We start from the raw sequence: 18,791 nt of genomic DNA, 5'->3' as shown, positions 1-18,791 counted from the left end.
GGGCATAGCCAAGCCACTCTAGCAGAGGGGCGCTGTGCAGGCTTCCTAAAATGGGGGCGGCATGAACTCAAAAAACCCACTCCAACGCGTCGTGGTCGGACTCTCCGGCGGTGTCGACTCGGCTGTCTCGGCCTGGCTGCTCAAGCAGCAAGGGCACGAGGTGGTCGGCATCTTCATGAAGAACTGGGAGGATGACGACGACAGCGAATTTTGCTCGTCCAACATCGATTTTGTGGACGCAGCGGCCGTTGCAGACGTCATCGGCATCGAGATCGAGCATGTGAACTTCGCGGCCGACTACAAAGACCGGGTATTTGCGGAATTCTTGCGCGAATACGAGGCGGGGCGTACCCCCAACCCGGATGTGCTGTGCAACGCCGAGATCAAGTTCAAGGCCTTTTTGGATCATGCCTTTGCGCGCGGGGCCGACAAGATTGCCACTGGCCACTATGCGCGGGTGCGGCAGCACGACGGCGCCTTTCAGCTGCTCAAAGGCCTGGACCCGCTGAAAGACCAGAGCTACTTCTTGCACCGCTTGAACCAGGCGCAACTGGCACGCACGCTCTTTCCGGTGGGCGAGTTGCCCAAAACAGAAGTGCGGCGCTTGGCCGAAGAGATCGGCTTGCCCAATGCCAAGAAGAAGGACTCCACCGGCATTTGCTTCATCGGCGAGCGGCCCTTCAGAGAGTTTCTGAACCGCTATCTGAAGCACCAGCCCGGCCCCATCGTGGATGAGCGGGGCCGCAAACTCGGCCAGCATGTGGGCCTGAGCTTCTACACCCTGGGCCAGCGCCAGGGCTTGGGCATTGGCGGCGTCAAGGAGAAGAAAGCGCCGCGCGGCGGGGGTGAGCACCAGCCTTGGTTTGTGGCGCGCAAAGACCTGGAGCGCAACGCGCTGGTGGTGGTGCAAGGCCATGACCACCCGGCGCTGCAATACCAATGGCTGGAGGCAGACAACGCGAGCTGGGTGGCGGGCGTGCCGCCCACGGCGGCCACCTATGGCACCAAGAGCCGCTATCGCCAGGCGGACTCACCCGGCGCCTTGAGCGCGGCACTCGGGCCGAACTTCAGGCTGGACTTTGCGCAGGCGCAATGGGCCGTGACGCCCGGGCAATCCGCCGTGCTCTATGACGGCGAGGTCTGCCTGGGCGGTGGGGTGATCAGCGCCGCCGCATGAAGGCGCGGATGGCGCCACGGATCAGGCCCATCACCACGCCCATCAGCAGGCCTTGCACCAGGCCTTTGTTGCCCAGGGAGCCGCGCAGGGCACCGTTGAGCCCGCCCCGTGCGGCGCCACGCGCAGCACCCCGACCCACACCACCAAATCGTTTCATAGTCCCACCAGGTTAGCGATTTCATCGGCGCTGATCGCGCCCTCGGTGCGCCCATGGGCGCCGGTCTTGCCGTTGCGATAAATGATCAGCGGCACGCTCTCCGAGCGCAGGCTCAAGAAGAGGTCGGTGTTGGCCTTGAGCTTGGCCTTGGCCTCTTCGGGCACGGTCTCGGGCAAGGTCATGGTGCCGGTGCGGGCCAGCATCTTGCTCTCGTGCTCTTCCATGGCGTCAGCGGGCGAGGGGGCCGACAAGATGGCCGCGCCCACCTCGATGGACTTGGGCCGCAGCCAGCCGACGGGGATCCAGACAATGCGCAGCTTTTTCGCCAGCGGCTTGGCATTCGCCCAGAGCTGAGCGCAGTGGGGGCAGGCCGGGTCGAAAAACACATACAGGGTTTGCGACGCCATCACCGGCCCGGTGCTGAAGCCGTGGGCTTTGGCGGCTTTTTGGTAGGCCTCGATGTCCACCGGCTTGCCGGTGGCGGCAACAGGAGCGGTGTTGGCCGCGTCAGAGCAGGCCATCAGGGGCAAACCCACAAAGAGGGTCAGGGCAAGGGAGCGACGCAGCATGAGCGGGCTTTCAGTGGACACAGGACGCTATGGTAGCCAAGCTCAGCGGGAGCGGTGCAAGGGCGGGCTATTCAGCGCACGCCGCGCCGCTGCGCCATCTCTTGGCCCATGGCGTGGGCATGGTCGGTGGACAGCTGTGTGCGCACCCAGGGGTAGACCACCGCATCCTCCCACGCGGCATGAGCCCTGAGCGCCTGGGCCCACTGCGCCCACTGGGCTTGAAGGGCGGCAGCCTCGGTCTCGGCTGGCCACACGCCCTCGCTGACCTTCACCAGGGCGATGCGTGCGTTCAACCACAAGGGGGCCAGCTGCGCATGGTCGCTCAACAATTGTTCAGCCCAGGCGCGGGTGCTGGGGTCGCGCTGCAGCAGTGGCACCAGGTGCAACTCCTCGTCCTGGTGGTGATGGGGCGCGGCCAGGTCAAAGTAGCGCAGCACATCGCGGGCGGCCTCTTGGGCGGCTTGATCTGCGCCGTGGGCCGTCAGATGCGCGCTGAGGCGCTCCAAAAGCGCCAAGCTGCGGCGCAGGCGCTCATGGCAGCCGTCCAGCATGTCTAGAGGTTGATCAAAGCCCGCTGCGGGGCTGGGCTGCAAAGCCAAGAGCGCATCACTCATGCGCGCACGATAGCCGGACTTCCTCGGATGCGCCTTGCGCCGGAACATACCCACAATCGGGTATGCGCTGGCCCCACATCACCCGTCGAGACTTTCTGGAGGGCGTGGCCCTGGGCGCTGCCGCCCCCGCGCTCCTGGCGCAGGAGCGCCAAGAGCCCCTCGTGCGCGAAGAGGGCCAGACAGACGCCGCCCGCCATCAAGCCCACCGCTGGCGCGATGCGCCTGAAGCCCACCGCGCGGCGCCCGCGCTGGCCGAAGACGGCATGGAAGACCTGGTGGTGGTGGGGGCGGGCTTGTCGGGCTTGGCCGGCGCCTGGTGGTTCCAGCAGCTTGAACGCCGCCAAGGGCGCGAGCCCCGCATCTTGCTCTTGGATGCCGCCGAGCACCTCGGCGGCCATGCCCACCGCAATGAGTTTCTCAGCCGCAGCGGTGAGCGCTTGGTGGGCTATGGCGGCTCACAGTCTTTGGACAGCCCCGGGCTTTTCTCGCCGGCCGTGAACGCCGTGTTGCAAGGTGTGGGCATTGATTTGAAGCGCTTTGACAGCGAGTTCTTTGACCACGGCTGGCATGAGCGCCATGGCTTGAAGGGCCATGCCCTGGTGTTTGAGCCGGGCGTTTGGCCCCAGGCGGCCCAGCCCACGGTGCTGCCGCCGCGCCGCGCCCAAGCCCAACGCCTGTGGGCTGCCGCCTTGCCCATGGCGCCCAGCGCCCAGGCCGACTTGCTGCGCCTGCTCAACAGTGTGGAGGACGTCCTGCCCCAAGCGCGCAGCCCTCGCCAACGCCGGGACGCCCTGGCGCGCATCAGCTATCGCCAGTTCCTGCTGCGTGTCTGGCGCCTGCATCCCCAGGTGGCGCAGTACTTTCAGCAAGACACCGAGGCCTACTTTGGCGTGGGCATTGACCAAGTCAACGCCCTGGATGCCTGGGCGGCGGGCATGCCAGGGTTTGCCGGGCTGCCACTGGGCGAGCAGCCCGAGCCGCGCCTCTCGCCCAGCGCCCAGCAACTGCTGCAAGGTGCCGATCGCTACATCTACCACTTCCCTGATGGCAACCACGGGGTGGTGCGGGCGCTGCTGCGCAGCCTGAACCCCGCCGCTCTGCCGGGCCAGGGCCTGGAGAGCTTGGTGGATACGCCGCTGAACATGGCCGCGCTGCAGGCGCCGGCCTCTGCCGTGCGCCTGCGCTTGCAGCACACGGTGGTGCAGGTGCAGCACGACGGCCCGGTGGCCTCCGCGCCCAGCGTGCGCTTGGAGGTATTGGATGGACAAGGCCAGCGGCGCCAAGTTCGGGCGCGGCGGGTGGTGCTGGCTTGCTGGCACCGGGCCGTTGCCAGGATGAGCGAGGAGATCCCGCCCGCGCAGCGCCAAGCGCTGGCCGACCAGGTCAAGACGCCGCTGATCTATGCCAACGTGTTGTTGTCGAACTGGCGTCCGTTTGCTCGTGCGGGCTGGAGCGGCTTGCGCTCGGTGGGTGGCTTCTGGCCCGAGGCCAGCCTGGACTTTCCGGTCAATATGGGCGCTGCCCGCGCCTCACCCGGGCCGGACCACCCCATCTTGCTGCACCTGGCCAAAGTGGTGCTGCCCACCGAGGCGCAAGGGCTGCCACCGCGCCAGCAAGCCCACCTCGGCCGCCAGCAACTTCAGGCCTGGCGCACCGAGGACCTGCTGGCCCCCGCCATGCACCTGCTGCGCAGCGCCCTGGGGCCTTATGGCTTCCAAGACCAAGATGTCGAGGCCGTGACCTTCAACCGCTGGGCCCACGGCTATGCCTACGAGTACATGCACGGCGCCGACGCCTATTGGCCCCAAGGCCCCTTGCCCTGCGAGCTGGCGCGCCAGGGCTGGGGCCGCGTGGCCATTGCCAACAGCGACGCCGGCGCCTTTGCCTATGCCCACAGCGCCATCGACCAAGCCACCCGCGCGATCAGCGAATTGCTGCCTGAGGCGCAGCTCCCGCGCTGGGCGCAGCGGCCGGGGCCGTACCGGGCGGCGACATGAATGACACCTCATCCTTCGCCAGCCTGCCCAACCTTGGCCCTGCCTCTGCGGAGATGTTGCGGGCTGCAGGCATTGCAGACCTGCCGCGTCTGCGTGCCTTGGGCGCGGTGCATGCCTTTGCACAGGTGCGCCGCAGCCAGCCCAAAGCCAGCTTGAATTTGCTGTGGGCCTTGGAGGGCGCACTCACCGGCTTGCCTTGGCTGCAAGTGGCTCGGGACCACCGCACCAGCTTGCTGCTGGCGCTGGAAGACGCCGAGCGTTTGTCTATAAAGGAGTCTTCGTCATGAACTCACTCGTGTTGCACCTGCGTCGCCTGAGCTTGCTGGGCGTGAGCGCCGCAGCGCTGTGCTTGGCCGGCTTCGCGCAAGCGCAAACTGCAACGCCTCCTGCTCCCACGTCCACGTCCACTCCAGCCAAAGCCATGAGCCGCCCCACCTTTCTTTATGTCCTCCGCCTCGCCCCGACCCTGCATCAAGACAGCGGCTGGACCGACCGCGAGCGCGGCTTGGTGGGGGCGCACTTCCAATATCTGAAAGCCGCCACCGAAGCCGGCCAGGTGCTGCTGGCCGGCCGCACCAACGAGCCGCTCGACAAGACCTTTGGCTTGGTGATCTTCGAGGCCGACGACGAAGCTGCCGCGCGCCGCTTCATGGAGGGCGACCCAGCGGTCAAGGCAGGGGTGATGCTGGCCACGCTCCATCCTTATGGGGTGGCGTTGAAGCGGTAAGCCCTTGAATCGCTGCTGGGTTGGGGGCATTCCGTCGGCACAGGCCTTTGGGTGAGCACATTTTCCTGTCACGCCATTGGGTTGGTGCTCGCTGGCCCTGGCGCGGGGCAGGCCCCAGGGCTCATGGAGAGGCGGTCGGCCAAAGCCGACTCCCTTGCGGTGCTCGCGCTGGGCTGGGCGCTGCAGAACTCGCTCCACTCACTGCGTTCGTTACGCTCAATCATCTGCTGCGAGTCAGAGATTGATGCGCGCTCCGCGCGCCCCAGCCCACCCCTGCGCTCCTCAGCGCCTCTCAAATCGCCCTGGGGCCTACCTCGCGCCGGGGCGGTTGGTGAAGTGGCACGCTGTGAATACAAGCGTGCCAAGCTGTTGACTTCTGCATGAGGTGTGGGTCGCCGTTCCGTGGGGGCAATCTGACCCCAAAGCTGAATCTTCGAACACTATGACTTGCTTGTCTGCAAGGTGCAGCTTTCCGCGAAGGCATCCAACTCTTGACAGTATAAAAATCAACTACGTATGTAAAACGCTTCTGAAAATCGCTTGGCCGCATGCTTCCCGCCATAGGCACCTATCCACGATGCGTGAGCATCAAAGCTGAAGTGCTCAGACTCGCCGCGCAACGACAGAACATGAAGAGGACTGCCCGGATGGAGCGGCTCACTAGTTCTAGCGATAGTCACAGAAACCGGCAAGGCCAGCTCAAAGCTATGCATTGAGTCATCGAGTACCGGGTCGAGCATGGGCATGCCGATCATGCTGTTGAGACGCTCCAGCGATATACACAAGGCGAGGTCGAGTTTCCGTGCTCCACCTCTTTCCCCGCTAGCGGGCACATGGTCCGGCAGGCCTGTAACTGCCCCAAAAATCCAAAGGCTGGCGCAGCGTGCGTGGAACGCGGAAATGCGGTACTCACACAACGGAGGAACCCAACCACGTGAGGGGCCGAGTACGGATTCTGGAGACGCCGTGTGATTAAGCCAATGCTCTGGAGATGCCGCTGCGCTTGAGATGGTCATGCTTTGCTGCAAGGGGGTCTATCGTTGATCTATTGCTTGGCGACAGTGTGTATCAGAGTTATGGGGCTTCGCAAAGTAGACCAGCAGCGCGGCAAACGGCAGTGGGGCTTGGGGGTGTGGTGTAGCGAAGTTAAGGAGGAGGACGCGTCAGCGTCCGGGGGACATGAGCGGAATCACGCCCCCAAGCTCCATTGCAAGCATCAACAGTGGCAAGCACTGAGCACAGCCGTCAATCGCAGCTCCCCGCCCTACATCACCACATCAAACTGCGGCAACGCCTTGCCCCAAAACTCCAGGCGATAGCGGCGGGCGTGGGCTTGTTGGTAGGGGTCGAGGGCGATCAGTTCTTCGGCGCGTTCGCGGCTGGCGACCTCGAAGATCCAGAGGCCGCCGGTGTAGGCGCCGCCGGGTTCTTGGCGCAGGCCGCCGGCCATCGGGATCTCGCTGCGGTAACGTTCTAAAAAAGCCAGATGTTCCGGCTCCAAGCGTTGGCGCACGGCGGCCATGTCGGGGGTGTCGTCAAACACAACCATGTAGCGCATTGATGGGCTCGCTTTCAGAGGGGGCGCTCAAGGCGCGGAGGCTGGCCTGGCGGGTGGGTCTTCTGGCGCCGGCGCAGAGGCGCCCGACGCTGCGGGCTCGGGCGGTGGCAGGCCCACGCTGCGGACAAAGCCGCCGTCGGCCCACTCGACATAGCGCCAGTCGTGGTCGGCGCGCATCACACCGGCCGGCGGGCTCAAGTCTTGCACGGGCACGGTCTTCAAGGCCTTCTCCATATAGGCGATCCACACAGGCAAGGCCAGGCCACCGCCGCTCTCGCGCTGGCCCAGGCTGCGCGGCTCGTCGTGGCCGATCCACACGGCGGCGGCAATGCTGGGCTGGAAGCCCACAAACCAGGCGTCGACCGCGTCATTGGTGGTGCCGGTCTTGCCAAACAAGTCGGGCCGTTTGAGCTGGGCCTGGGCTTTGGCGGCGGTGCCGACGCGCGTCACGTCTTGCAGCAGGCTGCTGGTGAGAAAAGCGTTGCGGGCCGGGATCACGCGCACCGCGGGCTGCTCAGCGCCAGAGGCGGCGGGGGCGGCGGCCGGCGGCGCGGGCATGGGCACTTGGTACAGATCGGCGGGGCTGCTGGCTGCGGCGGCGGCGGGGTCCGCGCTGCCGTCTGCAGGGAGGGCGGAGGAGGCGGCGGCCGTGGGTGCGTCCGCCAATGGCGCAATGGCCGGCGCTTCCCACAACACCTGCCCCTTGGCGTCGGTGATGCGTTCAATCACGCGGGGCGTGACGCGCCAGCCGCCATTGGCCAGCACGCCATAGGCCTGGGCCATTTGCAGCGGCGTGACGCTGCCTGCGCCCAAGGCCACGGTGAGGTTGTCGGGCTGCTTTTTGGCGTCCAGGCCAAAGCGCTCGGCCCATTGCCGCACCGGCTCCACGCCCATGTGCTGGGCCACGCGGGCGCTGACCAGGTTCTTAGATTTGGTCAGCGCGGTGCGCAGGGTCACCGGGCCGTCGGTGGAGCCGTCGGAGTTTTGCGGGTCCCAGTTGCCGACGTTCTCCAGCGGCATGTCGTTGACCAGGGTTTCGGGCATCAGGCCTTGCTCCAGGGCTGCCGAGTACAGCAGGGGCTTGAAGCTGGAGCCGGGCTGGCGCCAAGCCTGGGTCACATGGTTGAAGGGCTGGCGCTGGAAGTCAAAGCCGCCCACCAAGGCGCGGATGCGGCCGGTTTGCGGCTCCAGGGCGACAAAAGCGCCTTGCACATCAGGCCATTGGCTGACCAGCCATTGCGGCTTCTCTGGGGTGGACTTCGGCCCCTTGGCCAAGCGGATGATGGCACCACGCTTGAGCGCAATGGCCTTGGGCGCGTTGGGGGCCAGGGCCGGCTGGGCCCAGCGCAAGGCCTCGCCGCTCAGGCGCAGCAGCTCGCCGGTGGCCAGGCGGGCTTGCACTTCTTTGGGGCTGGCTTGCATGACGATGGCCACACGCAGGTCTTCGTCGTCGCGGTGCTCTTTGAGCAATTGGCCCGCGGCTAACTCGGCAGCGTCTTCGTCCTCAGGCAGGTCTTCGCTGTCTTCGGGGCCACGCCAGGCTTGCTTGCGGTCATAGTCCATCAGGTTTTTGCGCAGGGCGGCGAAGGCGGCGCGCTGCTCTTCGGCCACCAAGGTGGTGGTGACGGTCAGCCCGCGCTGGTAGGCCTCCTCGCCAAAGCGCTCGACTACCACTTGGCGGGCCATCTCGGCGACATACTCCGCATGCACGGGCACGTCCAGCGCCGAGCGCAGCTTCAGCACCTCGGCACGCGCGGCCGCGTGTTCTTCTTCAGTGATCACGCCGGTATCCCGCATGCGCATCAGCACCACGCGCTGGCGGTTCTGGGCCTTGGCAAAGTTGGTGCGTGGGTTGTGGAAGGCCGGGTTTTGCGGCAGCCCGGCCAGCATGGCGCATTCGGCAATGCTGAGCTGGTCCAGCGTCTTGCCAAAGTAGACCTGAGCGGCAGCACCAAAACCATAGGCGCGGTGGCCCAGGTAGATCTGGTTCATATAGAGCTCCAGGATCTGGTCCTTGGTCAGCGCCTCTTCCATCTTCAGGGCCAGCAGAGCCTCCTTGATCTTGCGGTCAAACGTGCGTCGATTGCTCAAGAAAAAGTTCTTGGCGACTTGCTGGGTGATGGTGGACGCACCCTGGCGCATGCCGCCGGTGAGGTTGGAGAACAAGGCGCGTGCCACGCCGCGAAAGTCAATGCCGCGGTGCTCGCGAAAGCGGCTGTCCTCCACCGCCAGCACCGCGTCCTGCATACGGGCCGGAATCTGCGCAATCGGCACAAAAACCCGCTTCTCGGCGCCAAAGAGGGCGATCTCCACACCGTCTCGCGTCTGCACCTTGAGCGGCAGTTGCGGGTTGTAGTCGGTGACCTTGTCCAGCGCGGGCAGTTGGGGGGTGTAGATGGCGGCCACCACCGCCACCGCCAGCACGGCCAGCAGGCCCAGCACGCCCACGGCCAGCAGCAGGGTGTTGAGCTTGCGGCGCCAGCTTGGCGTTTCAGAGGAGGAGTGGGCAGGCATCCAGCGGGTACAAAAGGGCGAAGGCCCCTATGGTAGTGGGCTTCTGTGAGCTGGGTGTGAAGCCCCATTTGCGGGGCAAACCCCCTGCAACTTCAACGCTTCGGGGCGGCGGCCTCGTCCTAGCATCGACGCTCGATCTACGTTTGTAGGGGATGACGCCATGCCTGCTTGGCTGATTGCATTGGATAGGCACCTGCCCATCCGCTACCTGACCATGCTGTCTTTCTGCACCCTGGCCATGGCGGGTGCCGTGGCATGGGCGGTGTGGGGCGTGGGGGCGTGGGCGGTGGCGCTGGGCGCCGCAGGCTTTGCGCTGGGCGTGCGCGACATGGCTCAAAGCAAGCGCGCCGTGCTGCGCAACTACCCCGTCATTGGCCACATGCGCTATTTGCTGGAATTCATCCGGCCAGAGATTCGCCAATACTTCATCGAGAGCGACCATGAGGCCGCACCCTTCTCGCGCGAGCAGCGCTCCATGGTCTACCAGCGTGCCAAAGGCGAGCCCGACAAGCGGCCGTTCGGCACCCAAGTGGATGTGCACCGCGAGGGTTATGAGTGGATCAACCACTCGTTGGCGCCCACCACGCTCGATTCGCACGACTTTCGCATCACCATTGGTGGTGCCTGTGCCCAGCCCTATAGCGCGAGCGTGTTCAACATCTCGGCCATGAGCTTTGGGGCGCTGTCGGCCAATGCCATCCGAGCGCTCAATGCCGGCGCCAAAAAAGGCGGCTTCATGCACGACACGGGCGAGGGCTCGATCAGCCAGCACCACCGCGCGCCCGGCGGCGACCTGGTATGGGAGATTGGCTCAGGCTACTTCGGCTGCCGCGACGCCCAGGGCCGCTTCAGCGAAGAAGCCTTTGTGCGCAATGCCAATGAGCCCCAGGTCAAGCTCATCGAGGTCAAGCTCTCTCAAGGCGCCAAGCCGGGCCACGGTGGCGTGCTGCCCGGCCCCAAGGTCACCCAGGAAATTGCCGAGGCCCGGGGTGTGGCGGTGGGGCAAGACTGTGTCTCACCCGCAGCGCACACGGCGTTCTCGACGCCCCTGGAGTTGATCGACTTCATGGCGCGGCTGCGGCGGCTGTCCAACGGCAAGCCCGTGGGTTTCAAGTTCTGTGTCGGCCATCCCTGGGAGTGGTTCGGCATTTGCAAGGCCATGCTGGAGACGGGCCAAACGCCAGACTTCATCGTGGTCGATGGGGCCGAAGGTGGCACCGGGGCGGCTCCGGTGGAGTTTGCCGACCACATGGGCGCGCCGCTGCAAGAAGGCCTGCTGCTGGTGCACAACACGCTGGTGGGCTTGGGCCTGCGAGACCGCATCCGTTTGGGCGCCTCGGGCAAGATCGTCAGCGCCTTTGACATCGCCCGCGCCATCGCTTTGGGGGCCGATTGGTGCAACTCGGCGCGTGGCTTTATGTTTGCGCTGGGCTGTATCCAAGCCCAGCATTGCCACACCGGCGCTTGCCCCACCGGCGTGGCCACCCAAGACCCGGTGCGCCAGCGCGCCCTGGTGGTGAGCGACAAGACCGAGCGGGTCTACCGCTTCCATGACAACACCTTGCATGCGCTCAAAGAGCTGGTGCAGGCCGCGGGGCTGAAGCACCCCGGTGAGCTGAGCGCGCGGCACATCGTGCGCCGCATCGGCAATGACGAAGTGCGGCTGCTGCAAGACCAGTTTGATTTTCTGCAGCCCGGTGAGCTGCTGGCCGCCATTCGCGGCGAGACGCCGTGGTCGCACGAAGTCTATCGGCGCTACTGGCCGCTGGCCCGAGCCAACAGCTTCCAGCCGCTGCGCGACGATGGCGGCGAGCCGCCTTTGGTTCAGACCGGCGGGGCGGTGTCGGCAAAGCTGGGCCTGGCCGAGAGCTTGTCGTAGAGCTTGTGCAGATTGGGATAGTCGCTGCGCCAGTCAATGTGCGGGAAGCGGAAGTCCAAGTAGCCCAGGGCCACGCCCACCGAGATGTCGGCCAGGGACATGTAAATGCCCACGCAAAACGCTTTGTCGCCCAGGCCGTGGCTCATGGCCTTCAAGGCGCTGTGCACCCGGCTCATTTGGCGATCCACCCAAGCCTGTGAGCGCTCGGCCTCGCTGCGGCCGGGCCAGGTTTGCTCCAGGCGGGCCAAGATGGCGGCGTCCAGCAGGCCATCAGCCAGGGCTTCCCAGGTGCGCACTTCCACTCGCTCACGCCCGCTGGCAGGCAGCAGCTTGCCCACCGGCGAGAGGGTGTCCACGTACTCCACGATCACGCGCGAATCAAAAATGGCTTCGCCGCCCTCCATCACCAAGCAAGGCACCTTGCCCAGCGGGTTGGAGGTCAGGACAGCATCCGTGGCCCAGACATCCTCGAGCACCAACTGGTAGTCGAGCTTTTTCTCGGCCAGCACAACGCGAACCTTGCGAACGTAGGGGCTGGTGAGTGAAGCGATCAGTTTCATGCGATGCACGCCGCGGGGTCACCGCAACGAGTGTCCAAAGAGGGGATGAAGACCAGAAGTGTTTTTTTGATTCTGGCGGCGATTCTATCGAAGCGCCTGTGGGTGTGCAGGCGGGGGAGGCTCTGGCGGGGTCGTAAAATGCGGCGCCCTTCTTGGGTCGGTCCGGCGCAGCGTCACTGCGAGTGCCCAAGACGCCTCCCTGCCTGGCTTTCGCAGCGCTTGGCTGCGCTGCGAAAGCTGTGTGCCCCTCTCTTCTCTTGCTGCTAGCACCGCAATGACACTCTCTCCGCTGATGGCTCTCTCTCCCTTGGATGGGCGATACGCCGCCAAGGTCTCTGCCCTGCGCCCCTTGCTCTCCGAGTTCGGCCTGATGCACCGTCGCGTGCAGGTCGAGGTCGAATGGTTCATTGCTTTGTCCGATGCCGGCTTGCCCGGTTTTGCGCCGTTCTCTGAGGCCTCGCGCGGCCTGCTGCGGGGTGTGGTGGCGCGTTTCAATGAGGCGGACGCCCAGGGCATCAAAGACATTGAGAAGACCACCAACCATGATGTGAAGGCGGTGGAGTACTGGCTGAAGTCGCGCTTGGCGAGCCAGCCTGAATTGGTCGCAGCCCAAGAGTTTGTGCACTTCGCCTGCACCAGCGAAGACATCAACAACACCAGCCATGCGCTGATGCTCAAGGGTGCGCGCGACGACGTGCTGCTGCCGCAACTCGACCGCATCATTGCCAAGCTCACCAGCATGGCCGTGGCGCTGGCCGCCGTGCCCATGCTCTCGCGCACCCATGGCCAGACCGCCAGCCCCACCACCGTGGGCAAGGAGATTGCCAATGTGGTGGCGCGGCTCAAGCCGGCGCGTGAGCGCATTGCCGGCGTCAAGCTGCTGGCCAAGATGAACGGCGCGGTGGGCAACTACAACGCGCACCGCATTGCCTACCCCGAGACCGACTGGGAGAGCTTCTCGCGCAAGGTGGTCGAAGAGCGGTTGGGCCTGACCTTCAACCCCTACACCATCCAGATCGAGCCGCATGACTACATGGCCGAGCTGTTTGATGCGGTGACCCGCACCAACACCATCTTGATCGATTGGGCCCGCGATGTCTGGGGTTACATCTCGCTGGGTTTCTTCAAGCAAAAGCTCAAAGACGGCGAAGTCGGCTCCTCGGCCATGCCGCACAAGGTCAACCCGATTGACTTTGAAAACGCCGAGGGCAACTTTGGCATGGCCAGCGCCTTGCTGACCCACCTGAGCCAAAAGCTGCCCATCAGCCGCTGGCAGCGCGACCTGACCGACTCCACCGTGCTGCGCAATATGGGCGTGGCGCTGGGTTACTCCCTGCTGGGCTATGACTCGCTGCTGCGCGGCCTGGACAAACTGGAGCTGAACGAAGCCGCCTTGGCGGCTGACCTGGACGGCGCCTGGGAAGTGTTGGCCGAAGCCATCCAGACCGTGATGCGCCGCCATGGCCTGCCCCAGCCTTACGAGCAGCTCAAAGCCTATACCCGCGGCAAACCCATGACGCGTGAGCTGATGCAGGGCTTTATCAACGACCCGCAACTGGCCCTGCCCGAAGAAGAAAAGGCCCGTTTGCTGGCGCTGACGCCGGGGGCTTACATCGGCGATGCCGTGCGGCTGGCACAGCGCATCGGTGGCTGAGCTGTTCACTCCAACCAGAAAGACCTGCCCATGAACTTTGCCCGCATGCTGGCCCAAGCCACCGACCGCCACGACTCCTTGCTGTGCGTCGGTCTGGACCCCGAACCCAGCCGCTTTCCCGGCGCTTGGAAGGGGGATGCAGGCAAGATTTTTGAGTTTTGCGCACGCATCGTCGACGCCACCAAAGACGTGGTCTGTGCCTTCAAGCCCCAGATCGCCTACTTTGCAGGGCACCGCGCCGAAGACCAACTGGAGGAGCTGATGGCCTACATCCGGCGCACTGCGCCCGATGTGCCGGTCATCTTGGATGCCAAGCGCGGTGACATCGGCTCCACGGCCGAGCAATACGCCCGCGAGGCCTTTGTGCGCTACCAGGCGGATGCGGTCACCTTGTCCCCCTTCATGGGCTTTGACTCCATCGAGCCCTACCTGAAGTACGACGGTAAGGGCTTGATCCTGCTGTGCCGAACCTCCAATGCAGGAGGCTCTGACTTGCAAGCCCAGACCCTGGCCAATGGCGACAAGCTCTATGAGCATGTGGCCAAGTTGGCCGCCAGCACCTGGAACCGCGATCAGCGCTTGGGCCTGGTGGTGGGGGCCACTTTCCCGCAAGAGCTGGCGCGTGTGCGTGAGCTGGCACCCACCTTGCCCCTGCTGATCCCTGGCGTGGGCGCGCAGGGCGGTGACGCGGCCGCCACGGTGGCGGCCGCTTGGCGTGAAGACGGCCCCATCATCGTCAACTCCTCGCGTGCGGTGCTCTATGCCGGCTCTGGCGAGGACTTTGCCAGCCAGGCCCGGGCGGTTGCGCAGGCCACTCGCCAAGCCTTGCAGCAAGCCAAGCCCGTGCGGGCCTGAGCTTGGCGGCTTGGTGCTACCTCCCCCCTACCTTGAGGGGTGTGGTGTGCATTTACACACGGCAGCGCGGCTGCGTGCTTTCCCGACAGTGTCTTTTCAGGCGCACTGAACGACACTAACGCCATGCCCCCAAAAACAGAGGGGTCGTTCGTCTTGGTCTGCTTGTGTCGTCCTCCGAGTCCCCCTCTCTCTTGAGTGAACCTTGGCACCTCAAGGTGGCCGTGGCCTTGGTGGCCACAGCGGCCGCTGCGCTGGTGCTGAGCGTGCCTGCGGACACTGCGTGGTGGTGGCGCCTGGTCATTGTGTTGGCTGTGGCGGCCATGGCGGTGGCGCTGATCATCGTGATGATGGATCGGCTGTGGGACACGCAGCGCAGCCAGGCGCAAGAGCGCGAGAAGCGGTTCACCAGTTTGCTCAGCATCGCCGCCGATGCTTATCTGGAGTTGGACCGCGAGGGCCAAGTCCGCCGCCTCGCCTTGCGGGACCGTCGAGGCCAGTTCCATGACGCTCCCGTGCACGCGCCCTGCGTGCTGTGGCTGTGGCCAGGTCTGCAGATGTCGGCGGACGATGCCGCAAGCTTGCAAGCCAAGCTGGCAGCGCGCGAGCCGGTGCGCGAGCTGCCCCTGCAGCTGACCCTGCCCGGTCAAACCAAGCCTCGCACCATGATGCTGGGCATCGAGCCGCGGGACGACGGCACGGGCAAGGTGCTGGGCTTTTGGGGCGTGCTGCGAGATGCTTCGGCAGAGGTCGAAGCCCGCCAAGCCCTGGATGCCACAGAGCTGCGTTATCAAGACCTGTTCCGCTGGATTCCCAGTGCGGTGGTGTTGCACCAAAGCGGCAAGGTGCTGGAGGCGAACCCGGCTGCGCTGGCGCTGTTCGGGTATGCCGATTTGGCGGAGATGCAGCGCCGGCCTTTGCTGCACGCCTATCCCCCTGAAGAGGCCGCGCGCGTTCACGCCCGGCAGTCGACCCTCGAGCAATTGCCGGTGGGCCAGGGCTTGCCCACGGTGCAATACCGCCTCAAGCCCGCGCCGGACCGCGAGCTCCATGTGCGGGTGGCCAGCGCCAGAGTTCAGACGCCGACGGGCCCGGCCGCGCTCTCCATCTACACCGACGACACCCAGCGCCAACAGGCGGAGATGGCGGTGCAGCGCTCCAGCGCCTTGCTGTCGCAGCTCGTGGAGATTGCCCCCGATGTCATCACCTTGACCGACCTGCAGACGGGCCGCTTCACCATGGTGAACCCCACCTTCTGCCGCCTGACGGGCTATGCCGAAGACGAGGTTTTGGGCCGCACGGCGCTGGACCTGCAGTTATGGGCCCGCCCCGAAGACCGGGAGGCCTTGGTCGAGCGCGTGAAGACCCAGCAGAGTGTGCAGGGCATGGCGGCGGTCTTCCGCACCAAGGACGGACGCTTCATGGCCATGCTGATGTCCGCCGCCCGGTTCAAGATGGAGGGCCGGGACTATTTGGTCATCTACTCGCGCGATGTCAGCGCGGCAGAAGAGGCACGCCTGCTGCACGAAGCGGTGCTGCAAACCGCGTTGATCGGCATTTTTGTGACCCGCCATCAGCGCATCGTTCTGGCTAACCCACGCTTTGAGGAGATGATGGGCTGGGCTGGTGGTGAGTTGTTGGGCGAGCATGCCAGCGTGTTGGCGCCCTCCATCGAAGACTATGAGGCCTTGAGCCAGGTGGTGGCGCCGCCTCTGCGGGCCGGCGAGCGCGTGGATGTCGAGCGTGTGTTTCAGCGCCGTGATGGCAGCCGCTTTCTCTGCCACTTGTTCGGCAAGGCGCTCAACCCGCTTCAGCCGGGTGCAGGCGGCACGCTGTGGCTGGCGGAAGATGTGACCGAGCAGCGCCACGTCCAGCAGGCTCTGGCCAAGGCGCGTGACGATGCCGAGGGCGCCAACCGCGCCAAGAGCGCCTTCTTGGCCAACACCAGCCACGAGATCCGTACCCCCCTCAATGCTTTGTTAGGCTTGGCGCGCTTGGCCCGCTCACCCGAGCTGGACGAACCCCGGCGGCGGCAGTACATCGAGCAGATCAGCGAAAGCGCCGAGACGCTGTCGGGCATCCTGACGGACATCTTGGACCTCTCCAAGATTGAAGCCGGCAAGATGCACATTGAGCACCGGGTGTTCGATCTGCATGAATTACTGAGCAATCTTGAGCAAGCCTACGGCGCTTTGGCAGACACCAAGGGCTTGGTGTTTACCGGCGAATGTGGGGTGGACCTGCCGGGCGTGGTCCAGGGCGACCCGGTGCGGCTGCGCCAGATCCTCAGCAACTTCTTGAACAACGCGCTGAAGTTCACCTCGCACGGCCAGATCCGGCTGCGCGCTGTGTCGCTGACGGCCGAGCGCCTGCGCTTTGAAGTGATTGACACCGGTCCGGGTATTTCGCCGGACATCCAAGAGCGCCTCTTCAACCCTTTCACCCAGGCGGACAACTCCACCACCCGCCGGGTCGGCGGCACGGGCTTGGGGCTGTCCATCTGCCGTCAGTTGGCGCGGGCGATGGGCGGCGAAGTGGGCGTCAGCAGCGTGCCAGATCAAGGCAGTTGCTTCTGGGTCGAGCTGCCGCTGCCTCAAGGCTCGGCCGATGACTTGGACATCGGCACCAGCGGCTTTGGGGTGGACCCGATCAACGGCGCGCGCGTGTTGATGGTGGAGGACAACCCCGTCAACATGATGATCTCAGTGGCCATGCTCGAAGAATGGGGCGTTCAGGTGGCCCAGGCGGTAGACGGGCGGGCTGCGATCGAAGCGGTGCAGCATGCTGTTGATGAGGGCATGCCTTTTGACGCTGTGTTGATGGATGTGCAAATGCCCAGCATGGGTGGCCATGAGGCCACTTTGCTGCTGCGTCGCCGCTTCTCGAAAGAGCAGTTGCCCATCATTGCCTTGACGGCTGCAGCGCTGGTGTCCGAGCGCAATCAGGCGCTGGCGGCTGGCATGAACGACTTCTTGACCAAGCCCATTGATGCGCAGCGCCTGCGCCATACCTTGGTGCGCTTGTTGGCCCATCGCGGCGGTGGCGGCCCGCCACCGCGCGAAGACAGAGTGGTGATCAGCTGACGATGGCCAGCGGGGGCGTGTGTTGCCACTGCCCGCGGGTGAAGTCGGGGAAGGTCTGGGCATTGCCGCGCTGTGCCACCGAGTCGCAAGACAGCGGGAACACGGCCGACCAAGCGGCGGCGTCGTAGACGTCTTGGTCCAAGGCCAGGCCTTCGCGCAGGCACCACACCAAGCGCCACAGCATCACATAGTCCATGCCGCCGTGGCCGCCGTTACGCTTCGCCTCGGCCTCCAGGCGCGTCCACAAGGGATGGTCATAGCGCTTCTGCCAAGGCTCCATGTTCGTGTCCCACTCATGGAAGGCCTCGTACTTGCCATTCTTGTGCATCAAGGTTTTGCCCTCGAAGCGCTCCAGCGCAATGCGGTTCGGGAAGCCTGCAAAGCTGCCATTGGTGCCGACCACCGTGTTGAGCCGGGAGTAGGGCCGCGGTGTGGCGGTGTCGTGCTGCAGCATGATGGTGCGGCCCGAGGCGCACTTGATCAGGCTGGTGTGCACATCACCGTTGATGTACTTGAGCTTGTTGCGGGGATGGTCTGCCGGGAACTCGCGCTGGGAATAGGCGGCAAACGCGCGGGCCGGTGAGCTTTGGGCGTTCAGGTAGTCGAAGCGGTCGCCTCGGTTGATGCCAAAGTACTGCGCAATCGGCCCCAGGCCATGGGTGGGGTAGATGTTGCCGTCACGCTGGGTGTGCCACAGCGTGCGCCAAGAGCCGGTGCTGCGCTCGATCTCTTTGATCTGCCAGCGCAGGTCGTGGATGTAGGCGCCTTCGGCGTGCAGCAGCTCGCCAAACAGGCCTTGGCGCACCATGTTCAGCAGCATCAGCTCATCTCGGCCGTAGCAGACGTTTTCGAGCATCATGCAGTGGCGCTGAGTGGCCTCGGCGGTGTTCACCAGGGCCCAGCATTCTTCAAGGCTGACGGCCGCGGGGATTTCGACAAACGCATGCTTGCCGGCCCGCATCGCGGCCAGGGCCATGGGCGTGTGCAGCTCCCAAGGCGTGACGATGAGCACGGCATCCACGTCTTGGCGGTCCAGCAAGGCCTTCCAGGCTTCGGGCGAGCCGGTGTGGACGGCCGGTGCGGCGCGTTTGGCTTTGGCGGCATAGCCCAGCGCACGGGTGATGGTGGGCGGGTCGATGTCGCAAATGGCCGTGACCTCGGCGCCCTCGATTTCCATCAAGGTGCGGGTCAAAAAAGCGCCGCGTTGGCCCAGGCCAATCACGCCAAAGCGAACCGTGTTCAGCTTGGGTGTGCGCAGGCCCATGGCGCTGAGCTGGCTCGGGGGGCGCTGCAGGCGATCAGGCCCCATCGGGGTGGCGCAGGCGCTCAACAGCCCCAGGCTGGCGCCGCCTATGCCGGCTAACAAACGCCGACGGGCTGGGATCGCCAGCGTGTCATCGGGTGTGGTGGACACCGCCGGGTGGGCGGTGGGGTCGTGTCGGCTCATCAG

General features: G+C 65.2%; 16 protein-coding genes. 8 read left to right on the top strand and 8 right to left on the bottom strand.

Going from position 1 to position 18,791, the window contains the following annotated elements; translation table 11 throughout:
• The first annotated feature begins 61 nt into the window (after positions 1 to 61).
• The gene (mnmA, locus tag KAK11_RS02050; RefSeq protein ID WP_210805638.1) at positions 62 to 1,177 is read left to right on the top strand and encodes a tRNA 2-thiouridine(34) synthase MnmA; all 1,116 of its coding nucleotides are present in this window, start codon (positions 62 to 64) and stop codon (positions 1,175 to 1,177) included.
• Here mnmA and KAK11_RS02045 read toward each other — a convergent pair.
• The 3 genes from KAK11_RS02045 to KAK11_RS02035 form a co-directional block, all read right to left on the bottom strand.
• Positions 1,161 to 1,334 carry a hypothetical protein gene (locus tag KAK11_RS02045; protein ID WP_210805636.1) on the bottom strand — a complete coding sequence of 58 codons (174 nt, stop codon included), beginning with the start codon at positions 1,332 to 1,334 and terminating at the stop codon, positions 1,161 to 1,163. The genes mnmA and KAK11_RS02045 overlap by 17 nt on opposite strands.
• Entirely contained in the window at positions 1,331 to 1,903 is a 573-nt protein-coding gene (locus KAK11_RS02040) for a thioredoxin fold domain-containing protein (protein ID WP_210805634.1), read from the bottom strand. The genes KAK11_RS02045 and KAK11_RS02040 overlap by 4 nt, the downstream gene beginning before the upstream one ends.
• Before the next feature lie 71 nt (positions 1,904 to 1,974).
• On the bottom strand, positions 1,975 to 2,517 hold the full coding sequence (locus KAK11_RS02035) for a hemerythrin domain-containing protein (protein ID WP_210805632.1): 543 nt from the start codon (positions 2,515 to 2,517) through the stop codon (positions 1,975 to 1,977).
• Positions 2,518 to 2,579: 62 nt separating this feature from the next.
• Here KAK11_RS02035 and KAK11_RS02030 point away from each other — a divergent pair, with 62 nt between their 5' ends.
• From KAK11_RS02030 to KAK11_RS02020, 3 genes are read left to right on the top strand one after another with little or no spacing between them, the layout of a single operon-like run.
• Positions 2,580 to 4,514 carry an NAD(P)-binding protein gene (locus tag KAK11_RS02030; protein ID WP_210805630.1) on the top strand — a complete coding sequence of 645 codons (1,935 nt, stop codon included), beginning with the start codon at positions 2,580 to 2,582 and terminating at the stop codon, positions 4,512 to 4,514.
• Positions 4,511 to 4,801 (top strand): TfoX/Sxy family protein, encoded by a 291-nt coding sequence (locus KAK11_RS02025; protein ID WP_210805629.1) that lies wholly within the window; start codon positions 4,511 to 4,513, stop codon positions 4,799 to 4,801. The genes KAK11_RS02030 and KAK11_RS02025 overlap by 4 nt, the downstream gene beginning before the upstream one ends.
• Positions 4,798 to 5,241 (top strand): YciI family protein, encoded by a 444-nt coding sequence (locus tag KAK11_RS02020; RefSeq protein ID WP_210805627.1) that lies wholly within the window; start codon positions 4,798 to 4,800, stop codon positions 5,239 to 5,241. The genes KAK11_RS02025 and KAK11_RS02020 overlap by 4 nt, the downstream gene beginning before the upstream one ends.
• A 506-nt stretch (positions 5,242 to 5,747) precedes the next feature.
• Here the strand turns inward: KAK11_RS02020 and KAK11_RS02015 are convergent.
• From KAK11_RS02015 to KAK11_RS02005, 3 genes are all read right to left on the bottom strand, one after another.
• A complete protein-coding gene (locus KAK11_RS02015) occupies positions 5,748 to 5,996 on the bottom strand; it encodes a hypothetical protein (RefSeq protein ID WP_210805625.1) in 249 nt (82 codons plus the stop codon).
• A 509-nt stretch (positions 5,997 to 6,505) separates the two neighbouring features.
• The gene (locus KAK11_RS02010; RefSeq protein ID WP_210805623.1) at positions 6,506 to 6,799 is read right to left on the bottom strand and encodes a YciI family protein; all 294 of its coding nucleotides are present in this window, start codon (positions 6,797 to 6,799) and stop codon (positions 6,506 to 6,508) included.
• Positions 6,800 to 6,826: 27 nt separating this feature from the next.
• Entirely contained in the window at positions 6,827 to 9,313 is a 2,487-nt protein-coding gene (locus KAK11_RS02005) for a penicillin-binding protein 1A (RefSeq protein WP_210805621.1), read from the bottom strand.
• Between the two features lie 160 nt (positions 9,314 to 9,473).
• Between KAK11_RS02005 and KAK11_RS02000 the strand changes: the two genes are divergently transcribed.
• Positions 9,474 to 11,192, top strand: a complete 1,719-nt coding sequence (locus KAK11_RS02000) for an FMN-binding glutamate synthase family protein (protein WP_210805619.1) — start codon at positions 9,474 to 9,476, stop codon at positions 11,190 to 11,192.
• On the opposite strand, the gene KAK11_RS01995 is transcribed toward KAK11_RS02000, so the two are convergent.
• The gene (locus tag KAK11_RS01995; protein WP_210805617.1) at positions 11,138 to 11,752 is read right to left on the bottom strand and encodes a glutathione S-transferase family protein; all 615 of its coding nucleotides are present in this window, start codon (positions 11,750 to 11,752) and stop codon (positions 11,138 to 11,140) included. The two genes, KAK11_RS02000 and KAK11_RS01995, sit on opposite strands and share 55 nt — an antisense overlap.
• Positions 11,753 to 12,026: 274 nt before the next feature.
• Between KAK11_RS01995 and purB the strand changes: the two genes are divergently transcribed.
• The 3 genes from purB to KAK11_RS01980 all read left to right on the top strand — a co-directional run bounded on the left by purB (position 12,027) and on the right by KAK11_RS01980 (position 17,341).
• A complete protein-coding gene (gene purB / locus KAK11_RS01990; protein ID WP_210805615.1) occupies positions 12,027 to 13,406 on the top strand; it encodes an adenylosuccinate lyase in 1,380 nt (459 codons plus the stop codon).
• Positions 13,407 to 13,436: 30 nt separating this feature from the next.
• A complete protein-coding gene (gene pyrF, locus KAK11_RS01985) occupies positions 13,437 to 14,261 on the top strand; it encodes an orotidine-5'-phosphate decarboxylase (protein ID WP_210805613.1) in 825 nt (274 codons plus the stop codon).
• Between the two features lie 191 nt (positions 14,262 to 14,452).
• Positions 14,453 to 17,341 (top strand): PAS domain-containing hybrid sensor histidine kinase/response regulator, encoded by a 2,889-nt coding sequence (locus KAK11_RS01980; protein WP_210805611.1) that lies wholly within the window; start codon positions 14,453 to 14,455, stop codon positions 17,339 to 17,341.
• Here KAK11_RS01980 and KAK11_RS01975 read toward each other — a convergent pair.
• A complete protein-coding gene (locus KAK11_RS01975; protein ID WP_210805609.1) occupies positions 17,334 to 18,788 on the bottom strand; it encodes a Gfo/Idh/MocA family protein in 1,455 nt (484 codons plus the stop codon). The genes KAK11_RS01980 and KAK11_RS01975 overlap by 8 nt on opposite strands.
• Between the last annotated feature and the right edge of the window lie 3 nt (positions 18,789 to 18,791).

The organism is Ideonella paludis (assembly GCF_018069865.1).
GTDB classification, from domain to species: Bacteria; Pseudomonadota; Gammaproteobacteria; order Burkholderiales; family Burkholderiaceae_C; genus Ideonella; species Ideonella paludis.
The sequence above is the reverse complement of the archived record's forward strand: the minus strand, read 5'-3'. Positions and strand labels throughout refer to the sequence as shown.